Origin of the sequence: Pseudomonas urethralis, assembly GCF_021602465.1 — a bacterium.
GTDB lineage: Bacteria > Pseudomonadota > Gammaproteobacteria > Pseudomonadales > Pseudomonadaceae > Aquipseudomonas > Aquipseudomonas vlassakiae.
On the sequence record NZ_BQIJ01000002.1, the window covers coordinates 138309 to 164351 of the forward strand.

Here is a 26043-nt window from a genome sequence, read left to right on the forward strand (position 1 = left end):
GTCATTGGCCGGGCTGGTCGTCCGGGATATTGAGTTGAATGCCCATGCGCTGGCCTTCGGCGAGAATGTGCTGGCGCATCTGGGCGCTGGCCAGGGCACTGTTGCGTTCGCGGATGGCGCGCACCACCGCTTCATTCTCCTTGAGCCGTGCGGCCAAGTGCTCGGGCGAGTTGCGCAGCATGCTGGCGCTCTGCTTGAGGGCGTTGCCGGTCTGCTGCACCACGCTCTGGAAGATCGGGTTGGTGGTCAGGGCGAATAGCGCCTCGTGGAACGCGATGTAAGCCTTGGCCCCGGCTTCGCTGTCATCGGCTTCCAGGGCTTCGCGCATGTCCATCAGGGTCAGGCGCAGCTGGCCGATGTCCTGGCTGTTGGCCGATTGCGCGACCAGCCCGACGATGAACGGTTCGAGGGTGTAGCGCAGTTCCAGCACATCGGCCAGGCTGGCCGCTGCGGCGCTTTCGCTGGCTGGGTCCTGGGGCACGGCATCGGCATCCAGTACCAGCACACCCTTGCCTGGCAACGCACGCACCAGGCCCAGGGTTTCCAGCACAGTCACCGCTTCGCGCAGGCTGGGGCGGCTGATGCCCAGTTGCTCGGCCAGTTCGCGCTGCCCGGGCAGCATGTCGCCGGAGCGCCACTGGCCGCGGGCCAGGGCCTGGCGCAGTTTTTCCACCACTGAGTTAACGACGGTCGATGAGCTGATCACGGTTCGCTCCTGCAAGGGCCGGCGTCAGCGCCGGCCACGTTCGCTCAGAATTGCTGTTGATGGGGGTTGGCTTGCTTGCGTGGCGCAGGGGCGAAGCCGGGTTTGCCATCGAGCACGTTATGCGCACGTTCCAGGTCGATGTCCTTTTCCCAACGGGCTATGGCGACGGTGGCCACGCAGTTGCCGATCAGGTTGGTCAGCGCCCGGCCAATGCCCATGAACCAGTCCACCGCCAGTACCAGCACCAGGCCCACCACCGGGATCGCCGGCACGGCGGTCAGGGTGGCGGCAAGGATCACCAGCGCCGAGCCTGGGATGCCGTGAGCCCCCTTGGAGGTCACCAGTGACACCAGCAGAATGGTCAGCAGGTCGGTCATCTCCAGCGGTGTGCCGGTGGCGTTGGCAATGAACACGATGGCCAGGGTCAGGTAGATGGAAAAACCGTCGAGGTTGAACGAATAGCCGGTGGGAATGACCAGGCCGACGGTGGAGCTGCCGATGCCCAGGTGTTCCAGCTTGCGCATGATCTGCGGCAGCACGGCGTCGGACGAAGCGGTGCCGAGGACGATGGTCAGCTCTTCACGCAGGTACTTGATGAACGGCAACAGCTTCAGGCCGGACACGCGCATCACGGTACCCAGCACAATCAGCACGAAGCCGGCGCAGGTCAGGTAGAACAATGCCACCAGGCCGCCCAGGTGCTGCAGCGATTCCAGGCCGTACTTGCTGGTGGTGAAGGCGATGGCGCCGAACACGCCGATCGGTGCCAGACGCACGATCATGCCCATGATGCGGAAGATGACGTGGCTCAGTTCGTTGATCAGCCGCGAGATGCCGGCGGCCGAGTCGCCCACCAGGTTCAAGGCACTGCCGAACAGTACCGAGAACAGCAGCACCTGAAGGATATTGTTGTCGGCGAAGGCGCCCACCACTGACGTCGGGATCAGGTCCATGAAGAACGCCGTGGCCCCATGGATGTGCTGGCCGCGCTCGGCCAGGCTGCTGGCATCGGCGCTGGACAGCTGGTCGAGGTGGATGTTGGCGCCGCTACCGATGCCGCTGCTGAAGGCGAACACCAGGCCGATGACCAGGGCAATGGTGGTCAGCACTTCGAAGTAGATCACCGATTTCAGGCCGATGCGCCCGACCTTCTTCAGGTCGCCGGCGCCAGAAATGCCGCTGACCACCACGCAGAACACGATCAGGCCGATGAGCATCTTGATCAGCTTGATGAAGCCGTCGCCGAGGGGTTTGAGCTGCAGGGACAGGTCGGGGAAGCTGAGGCCGCAGGCGATGCCGAGGGCGAGGCCGAGCACAACTTGCAGGAAGATCGAACGCGAGCACCATTTGAGCATGGGAGAGATCTCAGATCGGTGTCCTTGCTTCGGTGCCGCACGGGGCGAAAGAGCGCAGGACTTAATTATTGTGGTCTTACCGGTTTGTTCAGCGCGGAGTCATAAAACCGCGAAAAGACCGACTTGGCAAGGAATTTTGGCCTTACCGGTCTGACCAGTTGTGGGGCATTGACGCCGGCAGGGCTCTAGTTCGGTGCATGGGGCTGTGTGGTTGCCCAAGCGCAACGGCGCAACAGGTCGGGACCTGGCGGGCGTCTCCTTGGTCGGTGCAAGCAGCTTGCCAAGTCCACGGGAGGGGGTGGGCCCCGTGTAGCTGGTCAGCACGGGGCGGGCGCCTCAATTATCGGGCACGAAGGCTTGCGGGTTGGCTTCGCTCATGGCCGCTGTCAGGGTCGCCAATAGCGTTTCACGGGCGTGTTGTCGACTTTCCAGCAACAGCTCCGAGGCTCGCAGGTACAGCGCTCCGTCATTGGACAGGTCAACGCGTTGCAGCACCCCTGCGTGGCGCCAGGCAATATGCCCGATGTGCTGTTCCAGGCTGGCGATGTAGGCCTGTGGGACCTCTGGGCCGGTGTAGGCGCCGACTGCGGTGGTGCTGTCATTGAGTGTATCGAAATACTCCGAAGCCCCTTCCCATTGTAGGTCGAACTGTTGGAAGGCTTGAGGATGCAGGCGCTGCAGCCAGCGCTGCCAGAAGGGCTCAGCGCCGGCCCAGGCATTCAGGTGCGTCGCAGTCGCCTCGCTCCACACCGCCTGCTCCAACCGTTGCAAGGTGGTATCGCTCAGGCGCGCCAGATATGCGAAACGCATGCCGTCCGGCTGCGCAGGTAGCCGCAGTCGTTGTTGCAGACGAATGCGTGCATACAAGGCCATTTCCAGTTCATCGAGGAGGAAATTCGCTTCGGTCAGTTGCGTATCGCTGAGGTCGTCATGCCTCGACAGGGCGGGGGCAGCTTCGCGTTCCGCAGTACTGCGCGCTTCGGCCAGGGCCCGGCGCCTGGCGCGCCGGGCGTTGAACAATGTGCCGATATGCTCATCGAGCAGACGTTGGCGCATCAGGCCCGCCACGCTGTCGATGGCAACCTGTTCATGGCTGGCGCCGGGTGTGGCATGCGCCACCGACTGCCACAGCGTCACTTGCGTCTCGACCTGCTGGAACAGCAGGCTGGTCTGGTCGACACACTCCTGGCCGGCGTCCAGCAGCAGGTCGTTGATCTGCTGTTGCAGCTGGGCAAAACCGGTGCCGGCCTGATCTTGCCGGGCGCCATCGACCAGGGTCTGCAGCACCTGACGCATGCGTTCGTCCATCGCTGCTGCGCTGACGCGGTAGGCCTCAGTGTTGGGTAGCCGCTGGTACAGGTCGAACAGCGGCTGCCAGTTCGCGTCCGTCCAGAACTGCGCCAGGTGCGCGCGCAGGGGAGCTGGCCAGCCGGCTGACCAGTCATCTATGTCCGACCCTTCCTGGTCGACAGGCAGCCCGGCTTCCTCCAGGCGTTGCAAGGCCAGATCGTTGAACGGGTTGTCGTCGAAGGAGTAGGTCAGTTCCTGGTCGTGCTCCCGCACCCGGCGAGCGAACGCGGTGTCACGCAAGGCTGGAGCGTCGCTCAGCTCGTTCAGGCTCAGGTCGATGGCGTGCAGGTTGAGCGGCTGCTGGTTCATCAGGGTGGTCAGCCCATTGGGCCATTCGGCGATCAAGGTACGCTCCAGGTCGAGCTGTTCGAGTGCGGTCCAGCCGGTCAGGTCGGGCGCCAGTTCCAGAGAGTTCCAGCGCAGTGATAGCAGGCGCAGCCGATTCAGCCCCGCCAGCGCCGCGCGGCTTGCTTCGGTCAGGACGATTTCGTTGCGGCCCAGTTCGAGGTGGGTGAGGCTTGGCCAGCTTTGCAATGCCTGGAAATGCTCCGCACTGAGGCTCAAGGTGTTCAGGTCGGCCTGGAAGAACGTAAGGGCTGGCAGGCTGGCGAGCCGTTGCAGCGCGTTGACCGGCAGGTGCTGAAGGCACTGCGACAGGTTGAGGCGCTGGAGGTTGGTCAGGCGCGTCAGGATCGTGATGTCGGCCTCCCGGGACAGATCGAGCAGATTGTGCGAGAGATCGAGCGATTGCACTTCGCCGAGTTCGGCCAATGCTGGAGGCAGGACGCGAAGGGCATTGTCTTCAAGGTCCAGATGGCGCACCTGGGGGAAGGCGCTGAGAAAACTGTCCAGACGGGTATGGGCATGGTCGGCCAGGCCGCTGATGCGCAGCTGGCGAACGTGGGGAAGGGGCACCGGCATTGTGGGTAATGAGTCCAGCTGCGCCGCATCGATTTCAAGGGTCACGAAGTCGATCGTTGCGCTGGGGTCATCGGGGTTTTCCCGCCGCCACGCATGGCGTATGCGCTGGGCCTGGCGTTCACGGGCAGCGCGCTGCTGCCCCTGGGCATGTTCGACCCAGTCCTGCAAGTCGTTGTCCAGGCGCCGATAGTCGTTATGCAGGCGTTCCAGCGAGCGCATGAAAGCGGCCGACCCTGGGCCTGCTTCATGGCGCAGGCGCTGGCGCAACAGCTGACGATCCTGGCGGTTGCCGGCAGGGTAGAGTTGGTCGAACAGTTCGTCGTGCGTCAGTACGCCCTGGCCGCGGCCGCTGAGCTGATAGCCCAGGCGCTGGCTGCCAGGCAGCCGCCTGGGCGGGTTGTACAGCGGGCGCACCGGGGCCATGCCGAGGTCGCGTGCGGTTGCTTCGCGGTCGCCACAGGCCAGGTCGAACAGGGCATCGCGCAAGCGGGGCGCGTCGTGAATGGCCAGCCCCAGCGCATCGCGCTCACTGTCAGGCAGTGCGTGCAGGATGGCATTCAGTAGCTCGTCCTTGTTGCCAAGCGTTTGCCCTGAAGCGTCGACCGGCTCGTAGCCCTGCTTGCTGCGCAGGACACGCTTCAGCTCGGCGCCTTGCTCGCCAACCGCTGTCACCAGGTTGCCTTCTTCAATAAGCTCCAGGCGTAGGGTGCCGGTCCAGCCCGGCAAGCGTGACAGGTTGGCAAAAACCAGCGCATCGCGGTCGTTGCTGCGCGATGAAACCTGTCGCAGTTGCCGCAGTGCCCGGTCGAGACGGGCCTCGCGCAGGCGCAACCTGGCCTGCTCAGCCATGGCCAGAGGGAGTCGACCGGTTTGCCTGAGTTGCGCCACGTCCCGTGAGGAGGCCGTGTTCAGGATCTCGTTGCGCGCGCGTGGGCTGAGCCGGGGGAAGTCCCTGGCCAGCACAGCGGTATCACTCCTTTCGATGAATGGCAGGGGTGTGGCGCCAAATGCTTCGAGGTTGTCCAGCAACAGTGCAGGCAGGGGGCGGTGATCGAGCAGCAGCCGGCGCAATGCCGCGTCGTCGTAGCCGCTGCTGCGCAGAGCGTTAGCCATGGCGGTGTCGTCCAGGCCGTCGCACGCAGGGCCAAGGCGCCGCGCCAGTTGCGGACTGCGCCAGGCCAGTGGCCGCTCGTGCTCCAGCAGCCAGGTGCCGTCACCGTTGCCGAACAACCTGGGCTGGTGGCGATGGCCAGCGCCCGGCGCCAGGCGCCAGCCACCCTTTGCTTCGCGCTCCAGTGCCAGCGCCTGGCCCTCGTGCTGCCACCAGTGCCGCTCCTGCCACACGTACAGGCCGTCTGCGGTTGGCGGTGTATCCACAGGCCACGGGCGAGGCTGGGCGAACGCTGTAACGTCGCCGTGCCACAAGCGCTCGGCCTCGCCATGACCAATCCTGTGCCATTGCTGCAATGGGCCTTGAGGTTCGACAAAATGACCGGCAGCACCCAGTACGGCGACTTGCGCCAGATTCTCGAACACGGCGAACAAATGGGCGACTGCTGCGTCGGTGTCGTGTTCATTGGCGGCGTGGACACCCTCGAGGAACTCGTCGACCAGCTGCGCACCGCCCACCACCAGCATGACTTCGGCCAGGCCCGGAACGAAGAAACTGGCGACATTGAGCAGGTTGAGGCCGGCCTGCAACCAGCTCTCTATTCGCGCGCGCAGTGCCGCCGCGTCGTGTTGTTCGGTTGGCACCACGATGCTGCTGGCGTCCTCCAGCCTGCGCTCGATCTGGGTGCGCGTGCGCTCGGCAAAGCAGTCCTTGCGCCAGGCTGTAGCGCTCCAGGCCAGCCGCGCATTCTTGTCCAGCGTCTCCTGCCAGAGGTGATGGGGGCTAGGGAAAAGTCGGGTAATCCAGCTGACCTGCTGGCCTTTCTCCAGTACCGGCGTGGCTGGCTGTACGACGGCGTAGGGATAACGGGGGAACAGCGTTTCGCGAAGCCTTGCGGCAAACCGGGGGTGTTGCTCATGGCTAACGTAACGCAGAAATGAACGCCGTTCATCATCGTGCCAGAGCATCTGGGTGAGGCCGCGGCCCAGTTCCGCCCGGGAGGAATACTGGCGCATGGCTTTGCTCGGGTGCCCAGGCAGGTAAAGCAGGCAGGGTGCAGGGCCTGTGCCTGCCTGCAGGCTGACCATCAACGGCCCGTTCAACGGGCAGTCGAGCAGGCTCAGATAGCTGCACTCAAGCGCTTGCTGGCTGCCGTCGGGGCGGGCAAGCTGCATGGTACCCGCCAATGCCGCCTCACCCAGGGACGCGCCACGGCTGTCGATGTCGCCGCGCAGCAGTGCCAGGCTCAACTCGGCGGCGAAGGCTGCACGGTCCTGATCTTGCTGTAGCCGTGACGTGAGCTCGGTATCGAGCAGATCGGCCAGATGATCGTGGTAGAGGCGGCCGAGGTCGAGGTTGCGAATAGCCTTCACGAAACGCCCGGCATCGAGGTCGCTGGCTGCCGGTGCATCCTTGCGCAGGTACAGCCGTACCTGGTCAGCTTCATCGAAGTTCTGCATGGCCGCTTCCAGCCAGGACATGCCGCGCCGTTGGCTTGCATGCCACAACCAGCCCTGGTCGACGTCAGGGAGATCCTGGTCTGCAAACCAGTAAGACAGCGCGTCATCCAGCCGTGAGCGGCAGAACGCTTCGGGCGTCTGCAGGGGGGCCAGTTGCTGGCGCAGTCGTTTGCTGGCGCGATGGCTGTCGCGCAGGCGCAGCTCAAGCTGCTTGCGCTGGCTGGCGCTGCAGGACTTCAGCCACTGGGGCATGCGTTGCTGGATGAATGCCAGGTGGGGCGAGGGGGTTTGAGGCATGGGCCGTGCTCCATTGCAAGGAAACGGCCAGCCTATTGAATGCAGCGAAGCACTGTAGTTACCGGGTTACTGCCCGATCTGTGGCGCCATGCACTTGATTGACGCCAGCTCAGGATGGGCCACCAGCTTGTCGATGTGCAACGCGTCGTCATTCATCCAGCTTTCGCTCAGCACCCGATAGTGTTCCATGTCCCGGCAGCGCAGGCGCAGGCTGTAGTCGAAGTGGCCGCTGATCAGTTGGCATTCGTAGACCTCCGGGCAAGCCAGCATGGTGGCTTCGAAGGCTTTTTGTGCAGCGCGCCCGCTCTGGTTGGACAGGGCCACCAGCACCAGCAGTGACAGGCCCGGGGCGAGCTTTTGCAGGTCGATGATGGCGCCGTAGCCGCGGATCACGCCGCGTCGTTCAAGCTTGCGCACGCGTTCCAGGCACGGGCGGGGGGTGAGGTGGACAAGGTTCGAGAGCTTTTCGAAGGTGATGCGGCCATCGTGGCGCAGCACATCGATGATGGCTTCGTCGATGCGGTCCAGCGGTGGGGTGTTGGCGTCCTTGGTGTCCATGCGCAGGGTTTCTTTCGGTAGGGGGCATGGACAGGGTAGGCGTAAACCGGGGCCGCTGCGCAGCCCCAGGGTGCATCAGGCGCAGGCCGTGTCTGCCTTGCGCGTCGAGCGTACGCCAACCACGCGTGGTTGCAGCAGTGAGTAGAGGTCTTTCGGGTTCTCCAGCTTCGGCACCAGCGCGATGTCCTGGCCAATGCCCAGCATGCGCGCGGTGTCCAGCACATAGCTCAGGGCCGAGTAGTCCTCCAGGGCAAAGCCGACCGAGTCGAACAGCGTGACCTGTTCGGCATGCTCGCGGCCGTGAACAAGCCCGGCGAGCACCTGCCAGAACTCGACTACCGGCGAATTTTCAGGCATCTGCTGAATCTCGCCTTCGACCCGGCTCTGCGGCTCGTACTCGACGATCACTCGCGCCTGCTCGACGATGTCACGGTGCAGCTCGGTCTTGCCCGGGCAGTCGCCACCCACGGCGTTCAGGTGCATGCCCGGCTCGATCATCTCTGGGGTAAGGATGGTCGCGTAGGCCTTGTCAGCCGTGACGGTGGTGACAATATCGGCACCACGTACCGCTTCGGCGACGGAGTTGGCGATGCTCAGCTTCAGGCCGGGACGGCAGGCCAGGTTGGCGACCAGCTTGGCCGAGGCCGCCGGGTCGATGTCGTACAGGCGGATCTCGTCGATGCCCACCAGGGTATTGAAGGCGATGGCCTGGAACTCGCTTTGCGAGCCGTTGCCGATCAGTGCCATGCAGCGGCTGTCCTCCCGTGCCAGGTAGCGAGCTGCCAGTGCCGAGGTGGCAGCGGTACGGATCGCCGTGGTCAGGGTCATCTCGCTGAGCAGCAGGGGGGTGCCGGTGTCGACATCGGCCAGGGTACCGAAGGCCATCACCGTGGGCAGGCCGTGTTGCGTGTTCTTCGGATGGCCGTTGACGTACTTGAAGGCGTACAGGCTGGCATCGGACACCGGCATCAGCTCGATGACCCCGCCGGGCGAATGGTTGGCCACCCGGGCGCACTTCTCGAAGGCCGGCCAGCGCAGGTAGTCCTGGCGAATGTACTCGGCCATCTCTACCAGGCAAGTGGCCAGGCCTTTGCGGTTGACCAGGCGGGCCAGGTCTTGCACATCGATATAGCGGGTCATGACGGGTCTCCTTGCGGCGACGCTTCCAGTGAGGTCTCTGGAAATATTGTCGGGCGCGGAGCGTGGCGATGCTGGCTGAAGCAGGGGGTGCTGGCAGCGGGAGCGGCTGAATTTGCGCAACCGGCAGCCGAATCGGCTGCGCTGTGGCGCAAGCAAAAAAAACGGCACCTGCCAGAGGTGCCGTCTTCATGTCAGGCGCTGTTACTTGTGCAGCTCTTCAGCCGCATACAGCGTATTCTCCAGCAGGCAGGCGCGGGTCATCGGCCCGACGCCGCCTGGCACCGGCGTGATCCAGCCGGCGCGCGGCAGGGCGGTCTCGTAGACCACGTCGCCGACCAGCTTGCCATCTTCCTGGCGGTTGATGCCGACGTCGATGACGATGGCGCCTTCCTTGATCCACTCACCCTTGACCAGGCCCGGCTTGCCGGCGGCCACGACCACCAGGTCGGCGCGGCCGACGTGGCCGGCCAGATCCTTGGTGAAGCGGTGGCAGACGGTCACGGTGCAACCGCCCAGCAGCAGCTCCATGGCCATCGGGCGGCCAACGATGTTGGACGCGCCGACGATGACCGCGTTCATGCCGTACAGGTCCTGACCGGTGCTTTCCAGCAGGGTCATGATGCCTTTTGGCGTGCACGGGCGCAGCAGCGGGATACGCTGGGCCAGGCGGCCGATGTTGTAAGGGTGGAAGCCGTCGACGTCTTTGTCGGGGCGGATGCGTTCGAGCAGCAGCGAGGCGTCCAGGTGCGCCGGCAGCGGCAGCTGCAGCAGGATGCCGTCGACGGCCGGGTCGTCATTGAGGCGGTCGATCAGCTCGGTCAGCGCTTGCTGCGTAGTCTCGCTGGGCAGGTCGAATGCCTGGGAGATGAAGCCGACCTCTTCGCAGTCCTTGCGCTTGTGCGAGACATAGACTTGGGAGGCGGGGTCGGTGCCGACCAGGATCACCGCCAGGCCCGGCGTGCGCAGGCCTTGCTGGCGACGCTCCTCGACACGTTGAGCGATCTGCTTGCGCAGGTTGGCGGCGATCGCCTTGCCATCGATTAGGTGTGCAGTCATAGACGCGTGATTAACCATCGAGAAAGTAACAATAAAGAGGGCGCATTCTCGCACGACATCGCCCTAGGGCAAAGGCGGGTGGTCGGGCAAATCCTCTAACCCCTTAAATAATTTAAATTTTTTCTAGAAAGGTGTTGACGACCTGTAGGCTCGCCTATAAGATTCGCCGCACTTGTCGGGCACAGCCTAGCACTGGTTGGCGAGGTCGGGCAGAATGAGTGGTTTGGCAGTTATCTGTTAACGGCTTGTTCGGTTAGGCTTCAAGCTTAAGCGCCCGTAGCTCAGCTGGATAGAGCATCCGCCTTCTAAGCGGATGGTCGCAGGTTCGAGTCCTGCCGGGTGCGCCATTTAGGCAGCTTGGGCAAGCAAGTAAGGCTGTAATGCAATATGGTGGGCGTAGCTCAGTTGGTAGAGCGCCGGATTGTGATTCCGGTTGTCGTGGGTTCGATTCCCATCGTCCACCCCATATTCGACGAAGGCGCCGTTGATTGAATGATCTGGCGCCTTTGTTTTTAAGCGTTACGCGGACGTGGTGAAATTGGTAGACACACTGGATTTAGGTTCCAGCGGCGCAAGCTGTAAGAGTTCGAGTCTCTTCGTCCGCACCATGCTTCTGTAAGGTTGTATCGCAACACCGCAATATGGTGGGCGTAGCTCAGTTGGTAGAGCGCTGGATTGTGATTCCAGTTGTCGTGGGTTCGATTCCCATCGTCCACCCCATATTTTCGAAGGCGCCTTGATCGTGAGATCGGGCGCCTTTGTTGTTTTCGGGGTGCCTGCCTTGAGGGATTTGGCGCCTGTAGGAGCGGATTCATCCGCGATGCGCCGGGCGGGCGGCGCTCGATATTGCAGGCGCCACAGCTCTCAAGCCAGGACTTCGCAGCCATTACTCAATCCCCCTTGCAATCCTCTGGTGGCACCCCAATAAAAGCTGTTAGATTTCAGCCGGTTGAAACACCGGTCCATTTGGCCGGCAGAGGAATACCCCTGATGATTGCAAAAGAAGCCCGCCAGGCCCTGGCGTTGCAGCGCTTTGCCGAAGCCAATCCGCAACTGCTCGAAGAAATTCGTGAGCTGGATGCGCGTGAGCAGGCCCAGCAGATCGAGTGGGCATTCGAGGATGCTGCCGATGAGCAGGGGCTGCAGCCTTGGGAGCTGGCGTTGCAGCTGATTGCCGAAAGCCCCGAGCAGCTGCGGGCCATGCGCCTGGAGACCCATCGCGAAGTGGCCGAGGCGTTGGGCATGGAGTGGGAGGAGTACTGCCAGTTCAACGAGATCGATCCTGAATAAACGGGTCGCTCTCAAGCTGGCGGATGTTTGACAAGGTATTTCGGTTGTGTGCCGGCGTTGGCTGGTATGCGGCCTTCTATATAAAGAGGCTCGGCACTTCACCGTGCGGGCCATGCAAGTTAATCGACCGGCGTGGTTTCCCGTCGTCCCGGGTGGGGTGACTTCTGGTGCGTGACTCACTAGAATGTTCGCCCTTGATTCTGGAGTCGGGCTATCGCCGGCTAACGTCTGTGCAACGAGGAATATCCATGCAAGTTTCTGTTGAAAACACTTCCGCTCTCGAGCGCCGCATGACCATCGCCGTTCCGGCCGAGCGCGTCGAGAACGAAGTCAACAAGCGTCTGCAACAGACTGCCAAGCGCGCCAAGGTCGCGGGCTTCCGCCCAGGCAAGGTGCCGATGAGCGTGATCCGTCAGCGTTTCGAAGCCGATGCCCGTCAAGAGGCCTTCGGTGACCTGGTCCAGGCTTCCTTCTACGAAGCCATCGTCGAGCAGAAGCTGAACCCTGCTGGCGCTCCGGCCGTCGAGCCGAAGTCCTTCGAGAAGGGCAAGGACCTGGAGTTCGTTGCGGTCTTCGAAGTATTCCCGGAGTTCACCGTTGCCGGCTTCGAGTCGATCAACGTCGAGCGCCTGAGCGCCGAAGTGGCTGACGCCGACCTGGACAACATGCTGGAAGTGCTGCGCAAGCAGAACACCCGTTTCGAAGCTGTCGAGCGCGCTGCGCAGAACGACGACCAGGTCAACATCGACTTCGTCGGCAAGGTCGACGGTGAAGTGTTCGCCGGCGGTTCCGCCAAAGGCACTCAGCTGGTACTGGGTTCCGGTCGCATGATCCCTGGCTTCGAAGACGGCCTGGTTGGCGCCAAGGCGGGTGAAGAGCGCGTTGTCAACGTGACCTTCCCCGAGGACTACCAGAACCTGGACCTGGCCGGCAAGGCCGCCGAGTTCACCATCACCGTCAACAGCGTGTCGGCCCCAGTGCTGCCAGAGCTGAACGAAGAGTTCTTCGCCCAGTTCGGCATCAAGGAGTCGACCCTGGAAGGCTTCCGCAGCGAAGTTCGCAAGAACATGGAGCGTGAACTGCGTCAGGCGATCAAGACCAAGGTCAAGAACCAGGTCATGGACGGTCTGCTGGCCGCCAACCCGATCGAAGTGCCAAAGGCGCTGCTGGAAAACGAAGTCAACCGTCTGCGCGTGCAGGCTGTTCAGCAGTTCGGTGGCAACATCAAGCCTGAGCAACTGCCGGCCGAGCTGTTCGAAGAGCAAGCCAAGCGCCGCGTGGTGCTGGGCCTGATCGTCGCCGAAGTGGTCAAGCAGTTCGAGCTGAAGCCGGACGAAGGCAAGGTTCGCGAAATGATCGAAGAAATGGCCTCGGCTTACCAGGAGCCTGAGCAGGTCATTTCCTGGTACTACAAGAACGACCAGCAACTGAACGAAGTCCGTTCGGTTGTGCTGGAAGAACAAGTTGTAGATACTGTTCTGCAGAAAGCGACTGTGACCGACAAGTCGGTCTCGTACGAAGACGCCGTAAAGCCAGCCCAGGCCCCTGCCGCCGCTGAGTAACAGGCTTCTCTCGTAGGAAACCCCCACAAGCCAGCCTTCGAGCTGGCTTGTGCGTTATCAAGCCATGACTATTTGGGAGTGAGCGCAGGACATGTCCCGCAATTCTTATATTCAGCAGAGCTCTGACATCCAGGCCGCAGGCGGCCTGGTCCCGATGGTTATCGAGCAGTCCGCCCGTGGCGAACGTGCCTACGACATCTACTCGCGCCTGTTGAAGGAGCGAGTGATCTTCCTGGTTGGCCCGGTAGAGGATTACATGGCCAACCTGGTTGTGGCGCAGCTGCTGTTCCTTGAAGCGGAAAACCCGGACAAGGATATCCATCTGTACATCAACTCCCCAGGCGGTTCGGTGACTGCTGGCATGTCGATCTACGACACCATGCAGTTCATCAAGCCGGACGTCTCGACCATCTGCATCGGCCAGGCCTGCAGCATGGGTGCGTTCCTGCTGGCCGCAGGTGCCAAGGGCAAGCGTCACTGCCTGCCGAACTCGCGCGTGATGATCCACCAGCCACTGGGCGGTTTCCAGGGGCAGGCCACCGATATCGAGATTCACGCCCAGGAAATCCTCAATATCAAGGCACGCCTGAACGAGCTGCTGGCCTACCACACCGGTCAGGACCTCGAGACCATCAAGCGTGACACCGAGCGTGACAATTTCATGAGCGCCTCGCGCGCGGCCGAGTACGGCCTGATCGACTCGGTATACGACAAGCGGCAACTGGCCTCCTGAACCCAGGTGCCAGAGCAGGTAGGTGCGCAAAGCGCCTACCTGCGGACTTGAAAAAGCCCGCAATTGCCTTCATCTTGTGTTGCAAGCCTACCGGATTGGATCGATCGAATGACTGACACCCGTAACGGCGAGGACAGCGGCAAATTGCTTTATTGCTCCTTCTGCGGCAAAAGCCAGCACGAAGTGCGCAAACTGATTGCCGGGCCCTCGGTATTTATCTGCGACGAGTGCGTCGACCTGTGCAACGACATCATCCGTGAGGAGGTGCAGGAAGCCCAGGCCGAAAGCAGCGCGCACAAATTGCCTTCGCCGAAAGAAATCAGCGGCATCCTGGACCAGTACGTCATCGGTCAGGAGCGCGCGAAGAAGGTGCTCTCGGTAGCGGTGTACAACCACTACAAGCGCCTGAACCAGCGTGACAAGAAGGGCGACGAAGTCGAACTCGGCAAAAGCAACATCCTGCTCATCGGGCCTACCGGCTCGGGCAAGACCCTGCTCGCCGAAACCCTTGCGCGACTGTTGAACGTACCGTTTACCATCGCAGACGCCACCACCTTGACCGAAGCCGGTTATGTGGGTGAGGACGTCGAGAACATCATTCAGAAACTGCTGCAGAAGTGCGATTACGACGTGGAAAAGGCCCAGATGGGCATTGTCTACATCGACGAGATCGACAAGATCTCGCGCAAGTCGGACAACCCGTCCATCACCCGCGACGTTTCGGGTGAAGGCGTGCAGCAGGCACTGCTGAAGCTGATCGAGGGCACCGTTGCTTCGGTTCCGCCGCAGGGCGGCCGCAAGCACCCGCAACAGGAATTCCTGCAGGTTGATACCCGCAACATCCTGTTCATCTGCGGTGGCGCCTTCTCTGGCCTGGAAAAGGTCATCCAGAACCGCTCCACCAAGGGTGGCATCGGTTTTGGCGCCGAAGTACGCAGCAAGGAAGAGGGCAAGAAGGTCGGCGAATCGCTGCGCGAAGTCGAGCCGGACGATCTGGTCAAGTTTGGCCTGATCCCCGAGTTCGTGGGTCGCCTGCCGGTTCTGGCGACCCTCGACGAGCTTGACGAGGCTGCACTGATGCAAATCCTCACCGAGCCGAAGAATGCCCTGACCAAGCAGTACGCCAAGCTGTTCGAGATGGAAAGCGTGGACCTCGAGTTCCGCACCGACGCCCTCAAGGCCGTCGCACGCAAGGCCCTGGAGCGCAAGACGGGCGCTCGTGGCCTGCGTTCGATCCTCGAAGGCGTGCTGCTCGACACCATGTACGAGATTCCTTCGCAGAAGGATGTCAGCAAGGTGGTGATCGACGAGAGCGTCATCGAAGGCACCTCGCAGCCGCTGATGATCTACGAGAACAGCGAGCCGCAAGCCAAGGCCGCACCCGACGCCTGATTGCAGGTGAATACCGGGTGATAGCCGCAAAGCAAGGAGGGGGCCTACGGGCCCCTTTCTGCTTTTCCTATGCAAGCGCTTGTAATTTCCCAAGCGTGCCCCCACATTAGGTCCAAGCATCATTTCCACCGGTTTCCGGCCATAAGGCCGCTGTAGAGGCGAAATCATGAAGACCACCCTCGACTTGCCTCTTTTGCCATTGCGCGATGTCGTCGTCTATCCGCACATGGTCATCCCACTGTTCGTGGGGCGTGAGAAGTCTATCGAAGCCCTTGAGGCGGCGATGACGGGCGAGAAGCAGATCCTGCTGCTGGCCCAGAAAAACCCTGCCGATGACGATCCAGGCGAAGACGCCCTGTATCGGGTCGGTACCGTCGCTACCGTATTGCAACTGCTGAAGCTGCCCGATGGCACTGTCAAGGTGTTGGTCGAGGGCGAGCAGCGCGGTGCGGTCGAGCGTTTCACCGAAGTAGAAGGGCACATCCGTGCCGAAGTTTCCCTGATCGATGAAACCGACGCCGCCGAGCGCGAGTCGGAAGTCTTCGTGCGCACGCTGCTCTCGCAATTCGAGCAGTACGTGCAATTGGGCAAGAAAGTCCCCGCCGAAGTGCTGTCGTCGCTGAACAGCATTGAAGAGCCTGGTCGCCTGGTCGATACCATGGCCGCGCACATGGCGCTGAAGATCGAGCAGAAGCAGGAAATCCTCGAGATCGTCGACCTGGCGGCCCGGGTCGAGCACGTGCTGGCCCTGCTGGATGCCGAAATCGACCTGCTGCAGGTCGAGAAGCGTATCCGTGGCCGGGTGAAGAAACAGATGGAGCGCAGCCAGCGCGAGTACTACCTGAATGAGCAGATGAAGGCCATTCAGAAGGAACTTGGCGACGGTGACGAGGGCCACAACGAAGTCGAAGAGCTGAAAAAGCGCATCGAAGGCGCTGGCCTGCCGAAAGACGCCCTGACCAAGGCCCAGGCCGAGCTGAACAAGCTCAAGCAGATGTCGCCGATGTCCGCCGAGGCCACCGTGGTGCGCTCGTACCTTGACTGGCTCGTGCAGGTGCCGTGGAAGGCCCAGAGCAAGGTACGCCTGGATCTGGCCAAGGCCGAAGAGATCCTCGATGCCGACCACTATGGCCTGGAAGAGGTCAAGGAGCGGATTCTCGAGTACCTCGCCGTGCAGAAGCGGGTGAAGAAGATCCGCGGCCCGGTGCTGTGCCTGGTCGGCCCGCCCGGCGTGGGCAAGACCTCGCTGGCCGAGTCGATCGCTGCCGCGACCAACCGCAAGTTCGTGCGCATGGCCCTGGGTGGCGTGCGTGACGAGGCCGAGATTCGGGGTCACCGTCGTACCTACATCGGTTCGATGCCTGGCCGCCTGATCCAGAAGATGACCAAGGTGGGTGTACGCAACCCGCTGTTCCTGCTCGACGAGATCGACAAGATGGGCAGCGACATGCGTGGCGACCCGGCCTCGGCGCTGCTGGAAGTGCTCGACCCCGAGCAGAATCACAATTTCAACGACCACTACCTGGAAGTCGACTACGACCTCTCGGACGTGATGTTCCTGTGCACCTCGAACTCGATGAACATCCCACCGGCGCTGCTGGACCGGATGGAAGTCATCCGCCTGCCCGGTTACACCGAAGACGAGAAGATCAACATCGCGGTCAAGTACCTGACGCCCAAGCAGGTCAAGGCCAACGGCCTGAAGGTCGAAGAGCTGGAGATCGACGTCTCGGCGATTCGCGACATCATCCGTTACTACACCCGCGAAGCGGGTGTGCGTGGCCTGGAGCGCCAGATCGCCAAGGTCTGCCGCAAGGTGGTCAAGGAACATACCGGGCAGAAGCAGGTCAAGGTCAAGGTTACCGGTGAACAGCTCGAGCACCTGCTCGGCGTTCGCAAGTTCCGCTACGGCCTGGCCGAGCAGCAGGACCAGATCGGCCAGGTTACCGGCCTTGCCTGGACCCAGGTGGGCGGCGAATTGCTGACCATCGAGTCGGTGGTGATCCCTGGCAAGGGCCAGCTGATCAAGACCGGCTCGCTGGGCGATGTCATGGTCGAGTCGATCACTGCCGCGCAAACCGTGGTCCGCAGCCGTGCCCGCAGCCTGGGTATTGCCGCCGATTTCCACGAGAAGCACGACGTGCATATCCACATGCCCGAGGGCGCCACGCCGAAGGACGGCCCGAGCGCGGGTATCGGCATGTGTACCGCGCTGGTATCGGCGCTGACGCAGATTCCGGTGCGCGCTGACGTGGCCATGACCGGCGAAATCACCCTGCGCGGCCAGGTCCTGGCGATTGGCGGGTTGAAGGAAAAACTGCTGGCAGCACACCGGGGCGGGATCAAGACGGTGATCATTCCCGAGGAGAATGTTCGCGATTTGAAGGAAATTCCGGAAAATATCAAACAGGATCTGCAGATCAAACCGGTCAAATGGATTGACGAAGTCCTGCAAATTGCGCTGCAATACGCCCCGGAGCCCTTGCCAGATGTGGCTCCGGAGATTGTCGCGAAAGATGACAAACGCGACGGCGATGCTAAGGAAAGAATCAGCACGCATTAGTAGTTTTTGGCTGGGGGGCTTTTCTTGACAGTTTTTTCGGGGCCTTGCTATAAAGCGGCACGCTATTGTCAAACGGCCTCCTGGTACAGGTTTCATCAGCTTTTCATTACATACTTAGAAACAAACTCAATAGAGAAATAAGGGGACTTAGAGTGAACAAGTCGGAACTGATTGACGCTATCGCCGCATCTGCAGACATCCCGAAAGCTGTAGCCGGCCGTGCGCTGGACGCAGTCATCGAATCCGTCACCGGCGCCCTGAAGCAAGGTGACGATGTGGTACTGGTTGGCTTCGGTACCTTCTCGGTCAAGGAGCGCGCCGAGCGCACCGGCCGTAACCCTCAGACTGGCAAGGCGATCAAGATCGAAGCCGCCAAGGTTCCAGGCTTCAAGGCTGGCAAAGGCCTGAAAGACGCCGTCAACTAAGTCGTCTTTCAATCGGACCAGGCCTGGCCGGGTCCGAGCACGCTGATGGCGGGTCGCAAACGTTCCCGCCTGACACGTTTGCTAAGAAAAGGCGCATCCTCGGATGCGCCTTTCTTTTATCAGGATTCTACCCACGCTCCGCGGTTGTCGACGCAGTGGTACAGCCGTTTCTGGGGGACGCATGCTGCAAAATATCAGGGACAATTCACAAGGTTGGATTGCCAAGACCATCATCGGCCTCATCGTCGTGTTGATGGCGTTGACCGGTTTCGAAGCCATTTTCAAGGCCGCCACCCACAGCCAGGACGCGGCCAAGGTAAACGGCGACACCATTAGCCAGAATGAGCTGAGCCAGGCCGCCGACATGCAGCGCCGCCAGCTGATGCAACAGTTGGGCAAGGATTTTGACCCAGCGGTGCTGGATGAAAAGCGCCTGCGCGACGCCGCGCTCAAAGGTCTGATCGATCGCAAACTGCTGCTGCAGGGTGCCAGAGACGCCAAGTTCGCCTTCTCCGAAGCCGCGCTGGACCAGGTGATCCTGCAGACGCCGGAATTCCAGGTCGATGGCAAGTTCAATGCCGATCGTTTCGATCAGGTCATCCGCCAGCTGGGCTATGGCCGCATGCAGTTCCGCGACATGCTCGCGGAAGAGATGCTGATCGGCCAGCTGCGTACCGGTATCGCCGGCAGCAGCTTCGTCACCGACCAGCAGGTCGACGCCTTTGCCCGCCTGGAAAACCAGACGCGCGATTTCGCTTCTCTGACCTTCAAGGCCGACCCGGCCGCGGTGAAGGTCAGCGATGACGAGGTCAAGGCGCATTACGACCAGCACGCCAAAGAGTTCATGACGCCGGACCAGGTGGTCATCGACTACATCGAGCTGAAGAAGTCGGCATTCTTCGATCAGGTCAAGGTCACCGACGACGAACTCAAGGCCCAGTACGAGAAGGAGGTCGCCAACCTCGCCGAGCAGCGCCATGCCGCGCATATCCTCATCGAGGTCAACGACAAGGTCACCGACGCCCAGGCCAAGGCCAAGGCCGAAGAGATCGAGCAGCGCCTGGCCAAGGGTGAAGACTTCGCCAAGCTGGCCAAGGAGTTCTCCCAGGACCCAGGTTCTGCCAGCAATGGCGGTGATCTGGGCTTCGCAGGCCCAGGCGTGTATGACCCGGCCTTCGAAGACGCGCTGTACAAGCTCAACGACGGCCAGGTGTCGGCCCCGGTACGTACCGAGTTCGGCTACCACCTGATCAAGCTGCTGGGCAAGCAAGCGCCGGAAGTACCGAGTTTTGCCAGCCTGAAGGACAAGCTGACCCGCGACCTGAAGACCCCTCTGGTCGAGCAGCGTTATGTCGACGCCAGCAAGCAGCTGCAGGATGCTGCCTACGAGGCTTCCGACCTGGCCCAGCCGGCTCAGGACCTGAACCTCAAGGTGCAGACGTCCGCACCGTTCGGCCGCGAAGGCGGCGAGGGCATCACGGCCAACCGTGGCGTGATTCAGGCGGCGTTCTCCGAAGAGGTGATGGATGAAGGTGCCAACAGCACCGCCATCGAACTCGACCCGGAAACCACCGTGGTGCTGCGCGTCAGGGAACACCGCAAGCCGGAGCAACTGCCTCTGGAAGCCGTTGCCAAGAACATCAGCGAGCACCTGGCCAAGGAGAAGGCGACTGCCGAACTCAAGGCCAAGGCGGACAAGCTGATTGCCGGCCTGCGTGACGGTTCCATCGCTGCCGCTGGTGCACACGATGGTCAGCAGTGGAAGGCTCACGAAGCCGTGACCCGTGGTCAGGACGGTATCGATCCGGCCGAGCTGCAGGCGCTGTTCCGCCTGGCCAAGCCGCAAGCCAAGGACAAGCCGGTGTACGGCAGCGTGGTCCTGGCCGACGGCAGCCTGGTCGTGCTGCAGCTCAAGGGCGTCAACGAAGGTGCCGCCGCCAGCGACGACGAGAAGCAGCAGATCCGCCGCTACCTCGCATCGCGTGCTGGCCAGCAGGACTTTGCGGCCTACCGCAAGCAACTGGAAGGCACTGCCGACATCACCCGTTACTGAGTGATGGAAGCATGACGAAACAGGCCGCGCGATGCGGCCTGTTTCATTTCTACCCTTCGCGAAGGGGCCGATACCTAGCGCTTGATCCCTTCGTAGTTATCCAGCGTATCCCGCGCAATCTCCCGCCCCAGCGCAATGAGCTCCGGCGCTTTGTAGAACTCGAAGAAGCGGCAGACCCGCTTTGGCACGTTGATCAGCACATCCGGTGGATACCCGGCGATCTTGTACTGCGCCAGTGACGTCTGCATCACCTCGAAGCTCTGGTTGATCAGGTCGAGCAGCGAGGCCGGCCCGACGTTGTCGATGATGAACGAGCCGGTCGCTGACTTGGGTGCGCCTTCACCCTCGGGCGCTGCGGCGGGTTGCTGGGCCTCGGGGTCGGCCGTGTCGGCCAGCCACGGGTTGGGCGGTGCCAGCCCCTCGGCGACGATCTCCTGCTCGATGCGAATCAGCTCTTCGGCAGGCTTGCGCCGAAACGGCAGGCGCGAGCCCAGTGAGCTGAGCAGGGCATCGAAGCGCATTTTGAAAGCGGCGGGCCGCTCGATCACCGGCAGCTGGTATTGCTTCTGGTTGGTCGCGTTAAGGTTGACCGCGATAATCAGGTCACAGTGGCTGGACACCACCGGTACGATCGGCAGAGGGTTGAGAATGCCACCGTCGACCAGCATGCGATTGCCCTGCATCACCGGTGTGAAAAGGCTCGGTATCGCCGCCGAGGCACGCATGGCCTGATGCAGGCAGCCTTCCTGGAACCAGATTTCCTGCTGGTTGGTCAGGTCGGCCGCCACTGCCGTGTAAGGGATGCGCAGCTGCTCGATGTTCATGTCGCCGACGATCTTGCGGATCTGGCCGAACACCTTGTCACCGCGGATGGCGCCAAGGCGGAAACTGACATCGACCAGGCGCAGTACGTCCAGGTAGTCCAGGCTTTCGATCCAGTTGCGGTATTCCTCCAGTTTGCCTGCCGCGTAGATACCGCCAATCACTGCGCCCATGGAGCAGCCAGCAATGCAGGCGATGTCGTAGCCGCGCCGTTCGATTTCCTCGATCACGCCGATATGGGCATACCCACGAGCGCCTCCCGATCCCAACACCAATGCCACGCGTTTGCTCATGAGCGATCCCCGGCTTGTGCCACCATGGTTCTACAATGCACTCATCGCTGCCTGTGCTTCAATCCAGACGGCGCTGAACTACGCTAAGCAAAGCATATCGAGCCGGGCACTTTTCAGTTGCACTGGCGTCGAACAGCCACTGTTTTTTGACCTTTGAGGTACTACCGATGAAAGCCTGGATCTGCCTTCCACTGATTGCCCTGGCCCTTGCAGGCTGCGCGGGCAAGACGGCCTACCGTGAGAGCTGCGCGACTCAGCTCGATGCCGCCTGGAAGGAGCTGGACCTGGCCAAGGCCGAGGGCTTCGCCGGCACCGTCAGCTATTCCAAGGCGCTGTCGTTGCTGACGGGTGCCAAGACGCAGCAGCAGTTCGAGGGGTACGAAGGGTGCACCCACAAGTCCGAGAAGGCCCGCTTCTACATTCGTGAGTCGCGCGCCGGGCGTTGATCAAGGAGTGTCACATGTCAGCCATGCTCGATCATATCGTTGCCCAGTTGCTGACCTTGCAGGTGCGTCTGCTGGCCTGCCGTGAGCGCCTGGCTGCCAATACTGACAGCGAGGCGCTGCACGACTTGCGGACCAGCTTGCGGCGCCTGCGCAGCCTGTTGCGGCCGCTGCGGGGGCTGCCAGGAGTGGAGCAGCTGGAGGCGGCGGCGCGGTCGTTGGGGGCGCTGACCACGCCCCTGCGGGATCGAGAGGTGCTGGCTGGCGAGCTCATCGCGCGCGGCTATGCCGAAGCCGGGCAACGGCGCCTGGCAAGGTGGGACAGTGCATTCGCCAGTGTTGCCGCCAGCCCGCAGCTGACCCGGGTGCTGGCGATAGTCGATGTGTTCCCGCTGTTTCTGCGGGCAGCGGAGCGCGAGGGGCTGGCCAGGTCGCTGGTCAAGCGGGTCGACAAGCGCCTGGTCAAGCAATGGCACAAGCTGCACGAAGCCCTGCAGGACCCAGGCCATGATCGCCATCGTTTGCGCCTGCTGATCAAGCGGGTGCGGTACGGCGACGAGGCTTATCCGCAGCTCGACCATGCCGGCAAGAAGCTGCAGCGTCTGTTGAAGAAGGCCCAGGGCGATCTGGGTGATTGGCATGACCACCTGCAGTGGTTGCTGCAGGCCAAGGATCACCCGGACCTGGCGCCTTGCAAGGAAGGCTGGGAGCGGCAACTGCGCGACGCAGAGCGCAACGCCGACCTCACCCTCGATGCGCTGCAGGCTTCGCTCAAGCGACGTTAGCCCGGCAAATGACCGATATGCGGGCTGATCGGTCGGCGATTGCTGGCTAGTATTGGCAAACCTTTCGCTGTAGGCAGGAGCCGGCCGATGAATTTCAACCAATTGCTCGACGCGGTGCGGGAAAACCCCGAGACGGTCAGCATTCCGCCCAGCTGGGCCCAGGGGCGCGCCGTGTTCGGCGGCCTGATGGCGGCCATGGTTTATGAGCGTATGCGTTTGAAGCTCGCCGACGATCGCCCGGTGCGCTCGTTGGCCATCAGCTTCGTCAGCCCGGCGGCAGCGGATGTGCCCATCCGTTTCGAGGTAGAAGTGCTGCGTGAGGGCAAGGCAGTCAGCACCTTGCTGGGCCGTGCCATTCAGAATGGCCAGGTGGTGACGCTGGTGCAGGGTAATTTTGGTGCGGGCCGATCATCGGTGATCAATGTTGCCGCTGCGCCCGCCGTGGCGATGACACCGCTTGAGCAAGCGGCTCCGGAGTTACCCTACATCAAGGGCGTCACCCCGGAGTTCATGCGCCATGTTGCGTTGCGCTGGACGGTCGGAGGCCTGCCGTTCAGTGGCAACCCGTCGCGCCACATGGGCGGCTGGGTGCGCCTGCGCGATGTTGCTGAAGAGCAGGTCAACGAGGCGCACCTGTTGGCGCTGGTGGACGCCTGGCCACCGAGCCTGATGCCGTTTCTCAAGCAGCCTGCCGCGGGCAGTACCTTGACCTGGACCATCGAATTCATCCAGCCGACGGTGAAACTGTCAACGCTGGATTGGTGCTATTACCGTGTCGAGACCGAACATGCGCGCGATGGCTATGGCCATGCGGCGGCAGCATTGTGGAGTGCCGAAGGGGAGTTGCTGGCGCTGAGCCGGCAGACGGTCACGGTGTTCGCCTGATCATCAGCGCCGGTGCTTGTGCCGCTCGCGCCAGGCTCTCCACCAGGCGCCGCTGAGCACGAAGCGTGGAAAGGTGACGAACTGCTCGGTCAGCAGCCGCTGCACCGCGTCCTTGCGATTGGCGAACGGTTCAGGCTGCTCGGCTTCCAGGCGATGCCCCTGGCGCTGCAGGCCCAGGCCGGCAATCACGGCAATGACGCCGACGGCGATCTGGCCCAGGTCCAGGCCGAACAGGCCTGACAACACCAGAAGCGCACCGAGGATGAACAGCGGCACGGCAATCAGGTGCAACACCAGATTGGTCGGGTGCCGGTGATTGTGGTGGTAGCCACGCCATTGCCAGGCGTGCAGGTTGGGCAGTCGTTTGCTCATGGTCAGCTCCTCGCGCTTTTTCTTGCAGGCATGCCCAAAGCTTAGTGTGGCCCCGGTTACGGGGCCAATCGAGGCTGGCTATGGCGACTATAGCTTGAGCTGGCCAATCGCCTTGCTCAGCTCACCGGCCAGGGTCGCCAGGTGGCTGCTGGTGGTGGCCGAGTCGATGGTCTGCTGGACGGTCTCTTCGGTGACATCGCGGATGCTCACCACCGCGCGGTTCATCTCTTCGGCCACTTGGCTTTGCTGCTCCGCGGCGACGGCAATCTGTGTATTGCTCTCGCGCATCTGGGCAACCGCGCCGGTAATCTCGGCCAACGCCGCGCCAGCCTCCTGGGCCTGGCGGACGCAGTCGTCGGCCTTGAACGAACTCTCCTGCATGAACTCCACGGCGTCACGGGTGCCAGCCTGCAGGTCGGCGACCATGCGGGTGATTTCGTCAGTGGAGGTCTGCACGCGCTTGGCCAGGTTGCGCACCTCGTCGGCAACCACGGCAAATCCACGGCCCAGGTCACCTGCGCGGGCGGCCTCGATGGCGGCGTTGAGTGCCAGCAGGTTGGTCTGCTCGGCGATACTGTGAATGACCCCGACCACGCTGTTGATCTTCTGGCTGTCGTCGGCGAGCTGACGAATCATCTCGGCGGTTTGCTGAACGCCACTGGAAAGCCCGGAGATCGAGTCCTGCACCCGGCTGACCACGTCCTTGCCACTGCCGGCGAGGGTGTCGGCGGTCTGCGACAGGTCACGGGTGGCGCCAGCATGCTGGGCAATGTGGTGCACGGTGGCCGACATTTCATTGATTGCCGTGGCCGCCTGGTCGGTCTCGCTCTGTTGGCCGAGCATGCCATGGCGCACTTCGCTCATGCTTGCGGCCAGGCGTGCGGCACCGGAGTCCAGCTGCGCCGCAGTCTGGGCGACGGTGCTGACCACACGGTGGTAGGTGGCCTGCATGGCATTGAAGGCACCGGCCATCTGGCCGACTTCGTCGCCACAGGCCAGCGGGACGCGGGCCGACAGGTCGCCGGTCTTTTCCACGTGCAGCATCACGTCCTTGAGGGTGTTGAGCTGGCTGAGCAGGAAGCGGATCAGCAGCTGCGATGCGCCGAGCATCGCCAGCATCAGGATCAGCACGCAGAAGGCGTAGTTGCTGAAGCGGTCGAAAAACACCTGGCGCAGGCTTGGCGCTATGGCCAGTACGGCCAGTTGCTGCGAACCATGGCGCAGCACCTGAGCGCCGCGCAGCGGGTTGTCGCCGAGGATCCAGGCCGTCGGCAAGGCTACCCAGCCTTGTGCAGTGGTCAAGGCTTCGAGGCTTTCACCCGCATGAGAAGGGGTCTGGCCGGGCTGCCAGGTAATCAGGTTGGCTTGGCGCGGCAGGGCCTGACCGGTAGGCCAGGCCGCCAGCAGTTCGGCCTGGGCTTGCGCCTGGGCCTGCGCGGCCTCGGCACGGGCGCGTTGCTCAAGGTGCACCGCATAGAGCACCAGCAGCAATGTCGTGACAAAGGCCACCGCGTTGACGGCCCAGAATTTGTACTTCAGGGAAATATTGCTAAGCCAGGCACCCATGGGTAGGTCTTCTCTGAATTGAGCGGAAACATTATTGGCAAGATGCCATCATTGTGCCCGCGCACTCGAGAAACGTTCATGACATGCGTCAAGGAAGCTGGAAGAAGGCTTTGGCCGTGGCAGTGGTGTGTTGGGCGCAGTGCTCGATGCGCTCGTTGCGATGCAGCGCCACTTCACGCAACACCTCGGTCAGGAATGCCGGCTCATTGCGGCCGTTTTTCGGCTTTGGCCGCAGGCTGCGTGGTAGCAGGTAGGGCGCGTCGCTCTCCAGCATCAGCCGGCCTTCGGCGATGTTGCCCACCAGCGGATGCAGGTGGGTGCCGCGACGCTCGTCGCAGATCCAGCCGGTGATGCCGATGTGCAGGTCCATGTCCAGGTAGGCGAACAAGGCTTCGCGCGCGCCGGTAAAGCAATGCACCACGGCAGCCGGAAGGTGGTCGCGGTAATCCTTGAGGATGGCCAGCAGGCGCTCGCTGGCATCGCGCTCATGCAGAAACACCGGCAAGCGCAGTTCCGCTGCCAGGGCCAGCTGGGCTTCCAGGGCCTTTTCCTGGAGGGGGCGAGGGGAGAAGTCACGGTTGAAATCCAGCCCGCATTCACCCACGGCGCGCACCCGGGATTCAGCCAGCAGCTGGCGCAGCTTCCGCTCGCTGTCGCCATCCCATGACTTGGCGTCGTGTGGGTGCACGCCAGCCGTGGCGAACAGGTGCTGGCCGTCGCCATCGAGCTGCTGACACAGCTCCAGCGCCTGCTCGCTGACCTCCAGGCTGGTGCCGGTCAGGACCATCTGTAGCACGCCGGCTTCGATGGCGCGCTCGACGATGGCGGCCTGCTGGTCGTGGAAACTGCTGTTGGTCAGGTTGACGCCGATATCGATCAGTTGCATGGTGCTACCTCGTGCCGCG

At 62.5% G+C, this 26043-nt stretch carries 20 protein-coding genes and 4 tRNA genes; 14 read left to right on the top strand and 10 right to left on the bottom strand.

Annotation, left to right across the window (positions count from 1 at the left end):
- Position 1: 1 nt before the first annotated feature.
- From L6D64_RS03435 to folD, 6 genes are all read right to left on the bottom strand, one after another.
- A complete protein-coding gene (locus L6D64_RS03435) occupies positions 2-706 on the bottom strand; it encodes a FadR/GntR family transcriptional regulator (protein WP_176507434.1) in 705 nt (234 codons plus the stop codon).
- A gap of 44 nt (positions 707-750) precedes the next feature.
- Positions 751-2061 carry a C4-dicarboxylate transporter DctA gene (locus tag L6D64_RS03440; protein WP_099815308.1) on the bottom strand — a complete coding sequence of 437 codons (1311 nt, stop codon included), beginning with the start codon at positions 2059-2061 and terminating at the stop codon, positions 751-753.
- Between the two features lie 336 nt (positions 2062-2397).
- Entirely contained in the window at positions 2398-7200 is a 4803-nt protein-coding gene (locus tag L6D64_RS03445) for a dermonecrotic toxin domain-containing protein (RefSeq protein WP_176507435.1), read from the bottom strand.
- A 66-nt stretch (positions 7201-7266) separates the two neighbouring features.
- On the bottom strand, positions 7267-7758 hold the full coding sequence (locus L6D64_RS03450) for an Lrp/AsnC family transcriptional regulator (RefSeq protein WP_176507436.1): 492 nt from the start codon (positions 7756-7758) through the stop codon (positions 7267-7269).
- Between the two features lie 75 nt (positions 7759-7833).
- Positions 7834-8898, bottom strand: a complete 1065-nt coding sequence (locus tag L6D64_RS03455) for an ornithine cyclodeaminase (RefSeq protein WP_176507437.1) — start codon at positions 8896-8898, stop codon at positions 7834-7836.
- Between the two features lie 201 nt (positions 8899-9099).
- A complete protein-coding gene (gene folD, locus L6D64_RS03460; RefSeq protein ID WP_054883547.1) occupies positions 9100-9954 on the bottom strand; it encodes a bifunctional methylenetetrahydrofolate dehydrogenase/methenyltetrahydrofolate cyclohydrolase FolD in 855 nt (284 codons plus the stop codon).
- Positions 9955-10224: 270 nt separating this feature from the next.
- Between folD and L6D64_RS03465 the strand changes: the two genes are divergently transcribed.
- The 11 genes from L6D64_RS03465 (at position 10225) to L6D64_RS03515 (ending at position 19972) form a co-directional block, all read left to right on the top strand.
- Positions 10225-10301 (top strand) — tRNA-Arg (locus L6D64_RS03465).
- 43 nt (positions 10302-10344) lie between these two features.
- Positions 10345-10420 (top strand) — tRNA-His (locus tag L6D64_RS03470).
- A 57-nt stretch (positions 10421-10477) separates the two neighbouring features.
- A tRNA-Leu gene (locus L6D64_RS03475) sits at positions 10478-10562 on the top strand.
- Positions 10563-10598: 36 nt separating this feature from the next.
- Positions 10599-10674, top strand: a tRNA-His gene (locus L6D64_RS03480).
- A 270-nt stretch (positions 10675-10944) separates the two neighbouring features.
- Positions 10945-11244 (top strand): DUF6388 family protein, encoded by a 300-nt coding sequence (locus L6D64_RS03485; RefSeq protein ID WP_176507438.1) that lies wholly within the window; start codon positions 10945-10947, stop codon positions 11242-11244.
- Positions 11245-11492: 248 nt separating this feature from the next.
- Entirely contained in the window at positions 11493-12806 is a 1314-nt protein-coding gene (tig, locus tag L6D64_RS03490) for a trigger factor (protein ID WP_176507439.1), read from the top strand.
- A gap of 91 nt (positions 12807-12897) precedes the next feature.
- Positions 12898-13539 carry an ATP-dependent Clp endopeptidase proteolytic subunit ClpP gene (gene clpP, locus L6D64_RS03495; RefSeq protein WP_003259400.1) on the top strand — a complete coding sequence of 214 codons (642 nt, stop codon included), beginning with the start codon at positions 12898-12900 and terminating at the stop codon, positions 13537-13539.
- Between the two features lie 108 nt (positions 13540-13647).
- The gene (clpX, locus tag L6D64_RS03500) at positions 13648-14931 is read left to right on the top strand and encodes an ATP-dependent Clp protease ATP-binding subunit ClpX (protein ID WP_054883550.1); all 1284 of its coding nucleotides are present in this window, start codon (positions 13648-13650) and stop codon (positions 14929-14931) included.
- A gap of 166 nt (positions 14932-15097) precedes the next feature.
- Positions 15098-17494, top strand: coding sequence for an endopeptidase La (lon, locus tag L6D64_RS03505; RefSeq protein WP_176507440.1), 2397 nt, complete (start codon positions 15098-15100; stop codon positions 17492-17494).
- A gap of 152 nt (positions 17495-17646) precedes the next feature.
- On the top strand, positions 17647-17919 hold the full coding sequence (gene hupB / locus L6D64_RS03510; RefSeq protein ID WP_003250246.1) for a nucleoid-associated protein HU-beta: 273 nt from the start codon (positions 17647-17649) through the stop codon (positions 17917-17919).
- 181 nt (positions 17920-18100) lie between these two features.
- The gene (locus tag L6D64_RS03515) at positions 18101-19972 is read left to right on the top strand and encodes a SurA N-terminal domain-containing protein (protein ID WP_176507441.1); all 1872 of its coding nucleotides are present in this window, start codon (positions 18101-18103) and stop codon (positions 19970-19972) included.
- A 74-nt stretch (positions 19973-20046) separates the two neighbouring features.
- On the opposite strand, the gene L6D64_RS03520 is transcribed toward L6D64_RS03515, so the two are convergent.
- Entirely contained in the window at positions 20047-21087 is a 1041-nt protein-coding gene (locus L6D64_RS03520; protein ID WP_176507442.1) for a patatin-like phospholipase family protein, read from the bottom strand.
- A gap of 167 nt (positions 21088-21254) precedes the next feature.
- On the opposite strand from L6D64_RS03520, the gene L6D64_RS03525 reads away from it, so the two are divergent.
- The 3 genes from L6D64_RS03525 to L6D64_RS03535 all read left to right on the top strand — a co-directional run bounded on the left by L6D64_RS03525 (position 21255) and on the right by L6D64_RS03535 (position 23200).
- Complete coding sequence (locus L6D64_RS03525; RefSeq protein ID WP_054883555.1) at positions 21255-21533, top strand: hypothetical protein; 279 nt, start codon at positions 21255-21257, stop codon at positions 21531-21533.
- Between the two features lie 14 nt (positions 21534-21547).
- Complete coding sequence (locus tag L6D64_RS03530; RefSeq protein WP_176507443.1) at positions 21548-22315, top strand: CHAD domain-containing protein; 768 nt, start codon at positions 21548-21550, stop codon at positions 22313-22315.
- Between the two features lie 87 nt (positions 22316-22402).
- On the top strand, positions 22403-23200 hold the full coding sequence (locus L6D64_RS03535) for an acyl-CoA thioesterase (protein WP_176507444.1): 798 nt from the start codon (positions 22403-22405) through the stop codon (positions 23198-23200).
- A 3-nt stretch (positions 23201-23203) separates the two neighbouring features.
- On the opposite strand, the gene L6D64_RS03540 is transcribed toward L6D64_RS03535, so the two are convergent.
- From L6D64_RS03540 to L6D64_RS03550, 3 genes are all read right to left on the bottom strand, one after another.
- Complete coding sequence (locus L6D64_RS03540; RefSeq protein ID WP_176507445.1) at positions 23204-23572, bottom strand: Mpo1-like protein; 369 nt, start codon at positions 23570-23572, stop codon at positions 23204-23206.
- A gap of 87 nt (positions 23573-23659) precedes the next feature.
- A complete protein-coding gene (locus tag L6D64_RS03545; protein WP_176507446.1) occupies positions 23660-25138 on the bottom strand; it encodes a methyl-accepting chemotaxis protein in 1479 nt (492 codons plus the stop codon).
- Between the two features lie 88 nt (positions 25139-25226).
- Positions 25227-26024 (bottom strand): TatD family hydrolase, encoded by a 798-nt coding sequence (locus L6D64_RS03550; RefSeq protein ID WP_176507447.1) that lies wholly within the window; start codon positions 26022-26024, stop codon positions 25227-25229.
- Positions 26025-26043: the final 19 nt, after the last annotated feature.

Bases quoted from the DNA above. Each gene is read 5' to 3' on its own strand.
- clpP (WP_003259400.1), top strand. From the start codon at position 12,898: ATGTCCCGCAATTCTTATATTCAGCAGAGCTCTGACATCCAGGCCGCA.
- tig (WP_176507439.1), top strand. From the start codon at position 11,493: ATGCAAGTTTCTGTTGAAAACACTTCCGCTCTCGAGCGCCGCATGACC.
- L6D64_RS03525 (WP_054883555.1), top strand. From the start codon at position 21,255: ATGAAAGCCTGGATCTGCCTTCCACTGATTGCCCTGGCCCTTGCAGGC.
- L6D64_RS03530 (WP_176507443.1), top strand. From the start codon at position 21,548: ATGTCAGCCATGCTCGATCATATCGTTGCCCAGTTGCTGACCTTGCAG.
- folD (WP_054883547.1), bottom strand. From the start codon at position 9,954: ATGACTGCACACCTAATCGATGGCAAGGCGATCGCCGCCAACCTGCGC.
- L6D64_RS03545 (WP_176507446.1), bottom strand. From the start codon at position 25,138: ATGGGTGCCTGGCTTAGCAATATTTCCCTGAAGTACAAATTCTGGGCC.
- L6D64_RS03535 (WP_176507444.1), top strand. From the start codon at position 22,403: ATGAATTTCAACCAATTGCTCGACGCGGTGCGGGAAAACCCCGAGACG.
- L6D64_RS03455 (WP_176507437.1), bottom strand. From the start codon at position 8,898: ATGACCCGCTATATCGATGTGCAAGACCTGGCCCGCCTGGTCAACCGC.
- L6D64_RS03450 (WP_176507436.1), bottom strand. From the start codon at position 7,758: ATGGACACCAAGGACGCCAACACCCCACCGCTGGACCGCATCGACGAA.
- L6D64_RS03520 (WP_176507442.1), bottom strand. From the start codon at position 21,087: ATGAGCAAACGCGTGGCATTGGTGTTGGGATCGGGAGGCGCTCGTGGG.
- L6D64_RS03515 (WP_176507441.1), top strand. From the start codon at position 18,101: ATGCTGCAAAATATCAGGGACAATTCACAAGGTTGGATTGCCAAGACC.
- L6D64_RS03440 (WP_099815308.1), bottom strand. From the start codon at position 2,061: ATGCTCAAATGGTGCTCGCGTTCGATCTTCCTGCAAGTTGTGCTCGGC.
- L6D64_RS03550 (WP_176507447.1), bottom strand. From the start codon at position 26,024: ATGCAACTGATCGATATCGGCGTCAACCTGACCAACAGCAGTTTCCAC.
- L6D64_RS03540 (WP_176507445.1), bottom strand. From the start codon at position 23,572: ATGAGCAAACGACTGCCCAACCTGCACGCCTGGCAATGGCGTGGCTAC.
- clpX (WP_054883550.1), top strand. From the start codon at position 13,648: ATGACTGACACCCGTAACGGCGAGGACAGCGGCAAATTGCTTTATTGC.
- lon (WP_176507440.1), top strand. From the start codon at position 15,098: ATGAAGACCACCCTCGACTTGCCTCTTTTGCCATTGCGCGATGTCGTC.
- L6D64_RS03445 (WP_176507435.1), bottom strand. From the start codon at position 7,200: ATGCCTCAAACCCCCTCGCCCCACCTGGCATTCATCCAGCAACGCATG.
- L6D64_RS03485 (WP_176507438.1), top strand. From the start codon at position 10,945: ATGATTGCAAAAGAAGCCCGCCAGGCCCTGGCGTTGCAGCGCTTTGCC.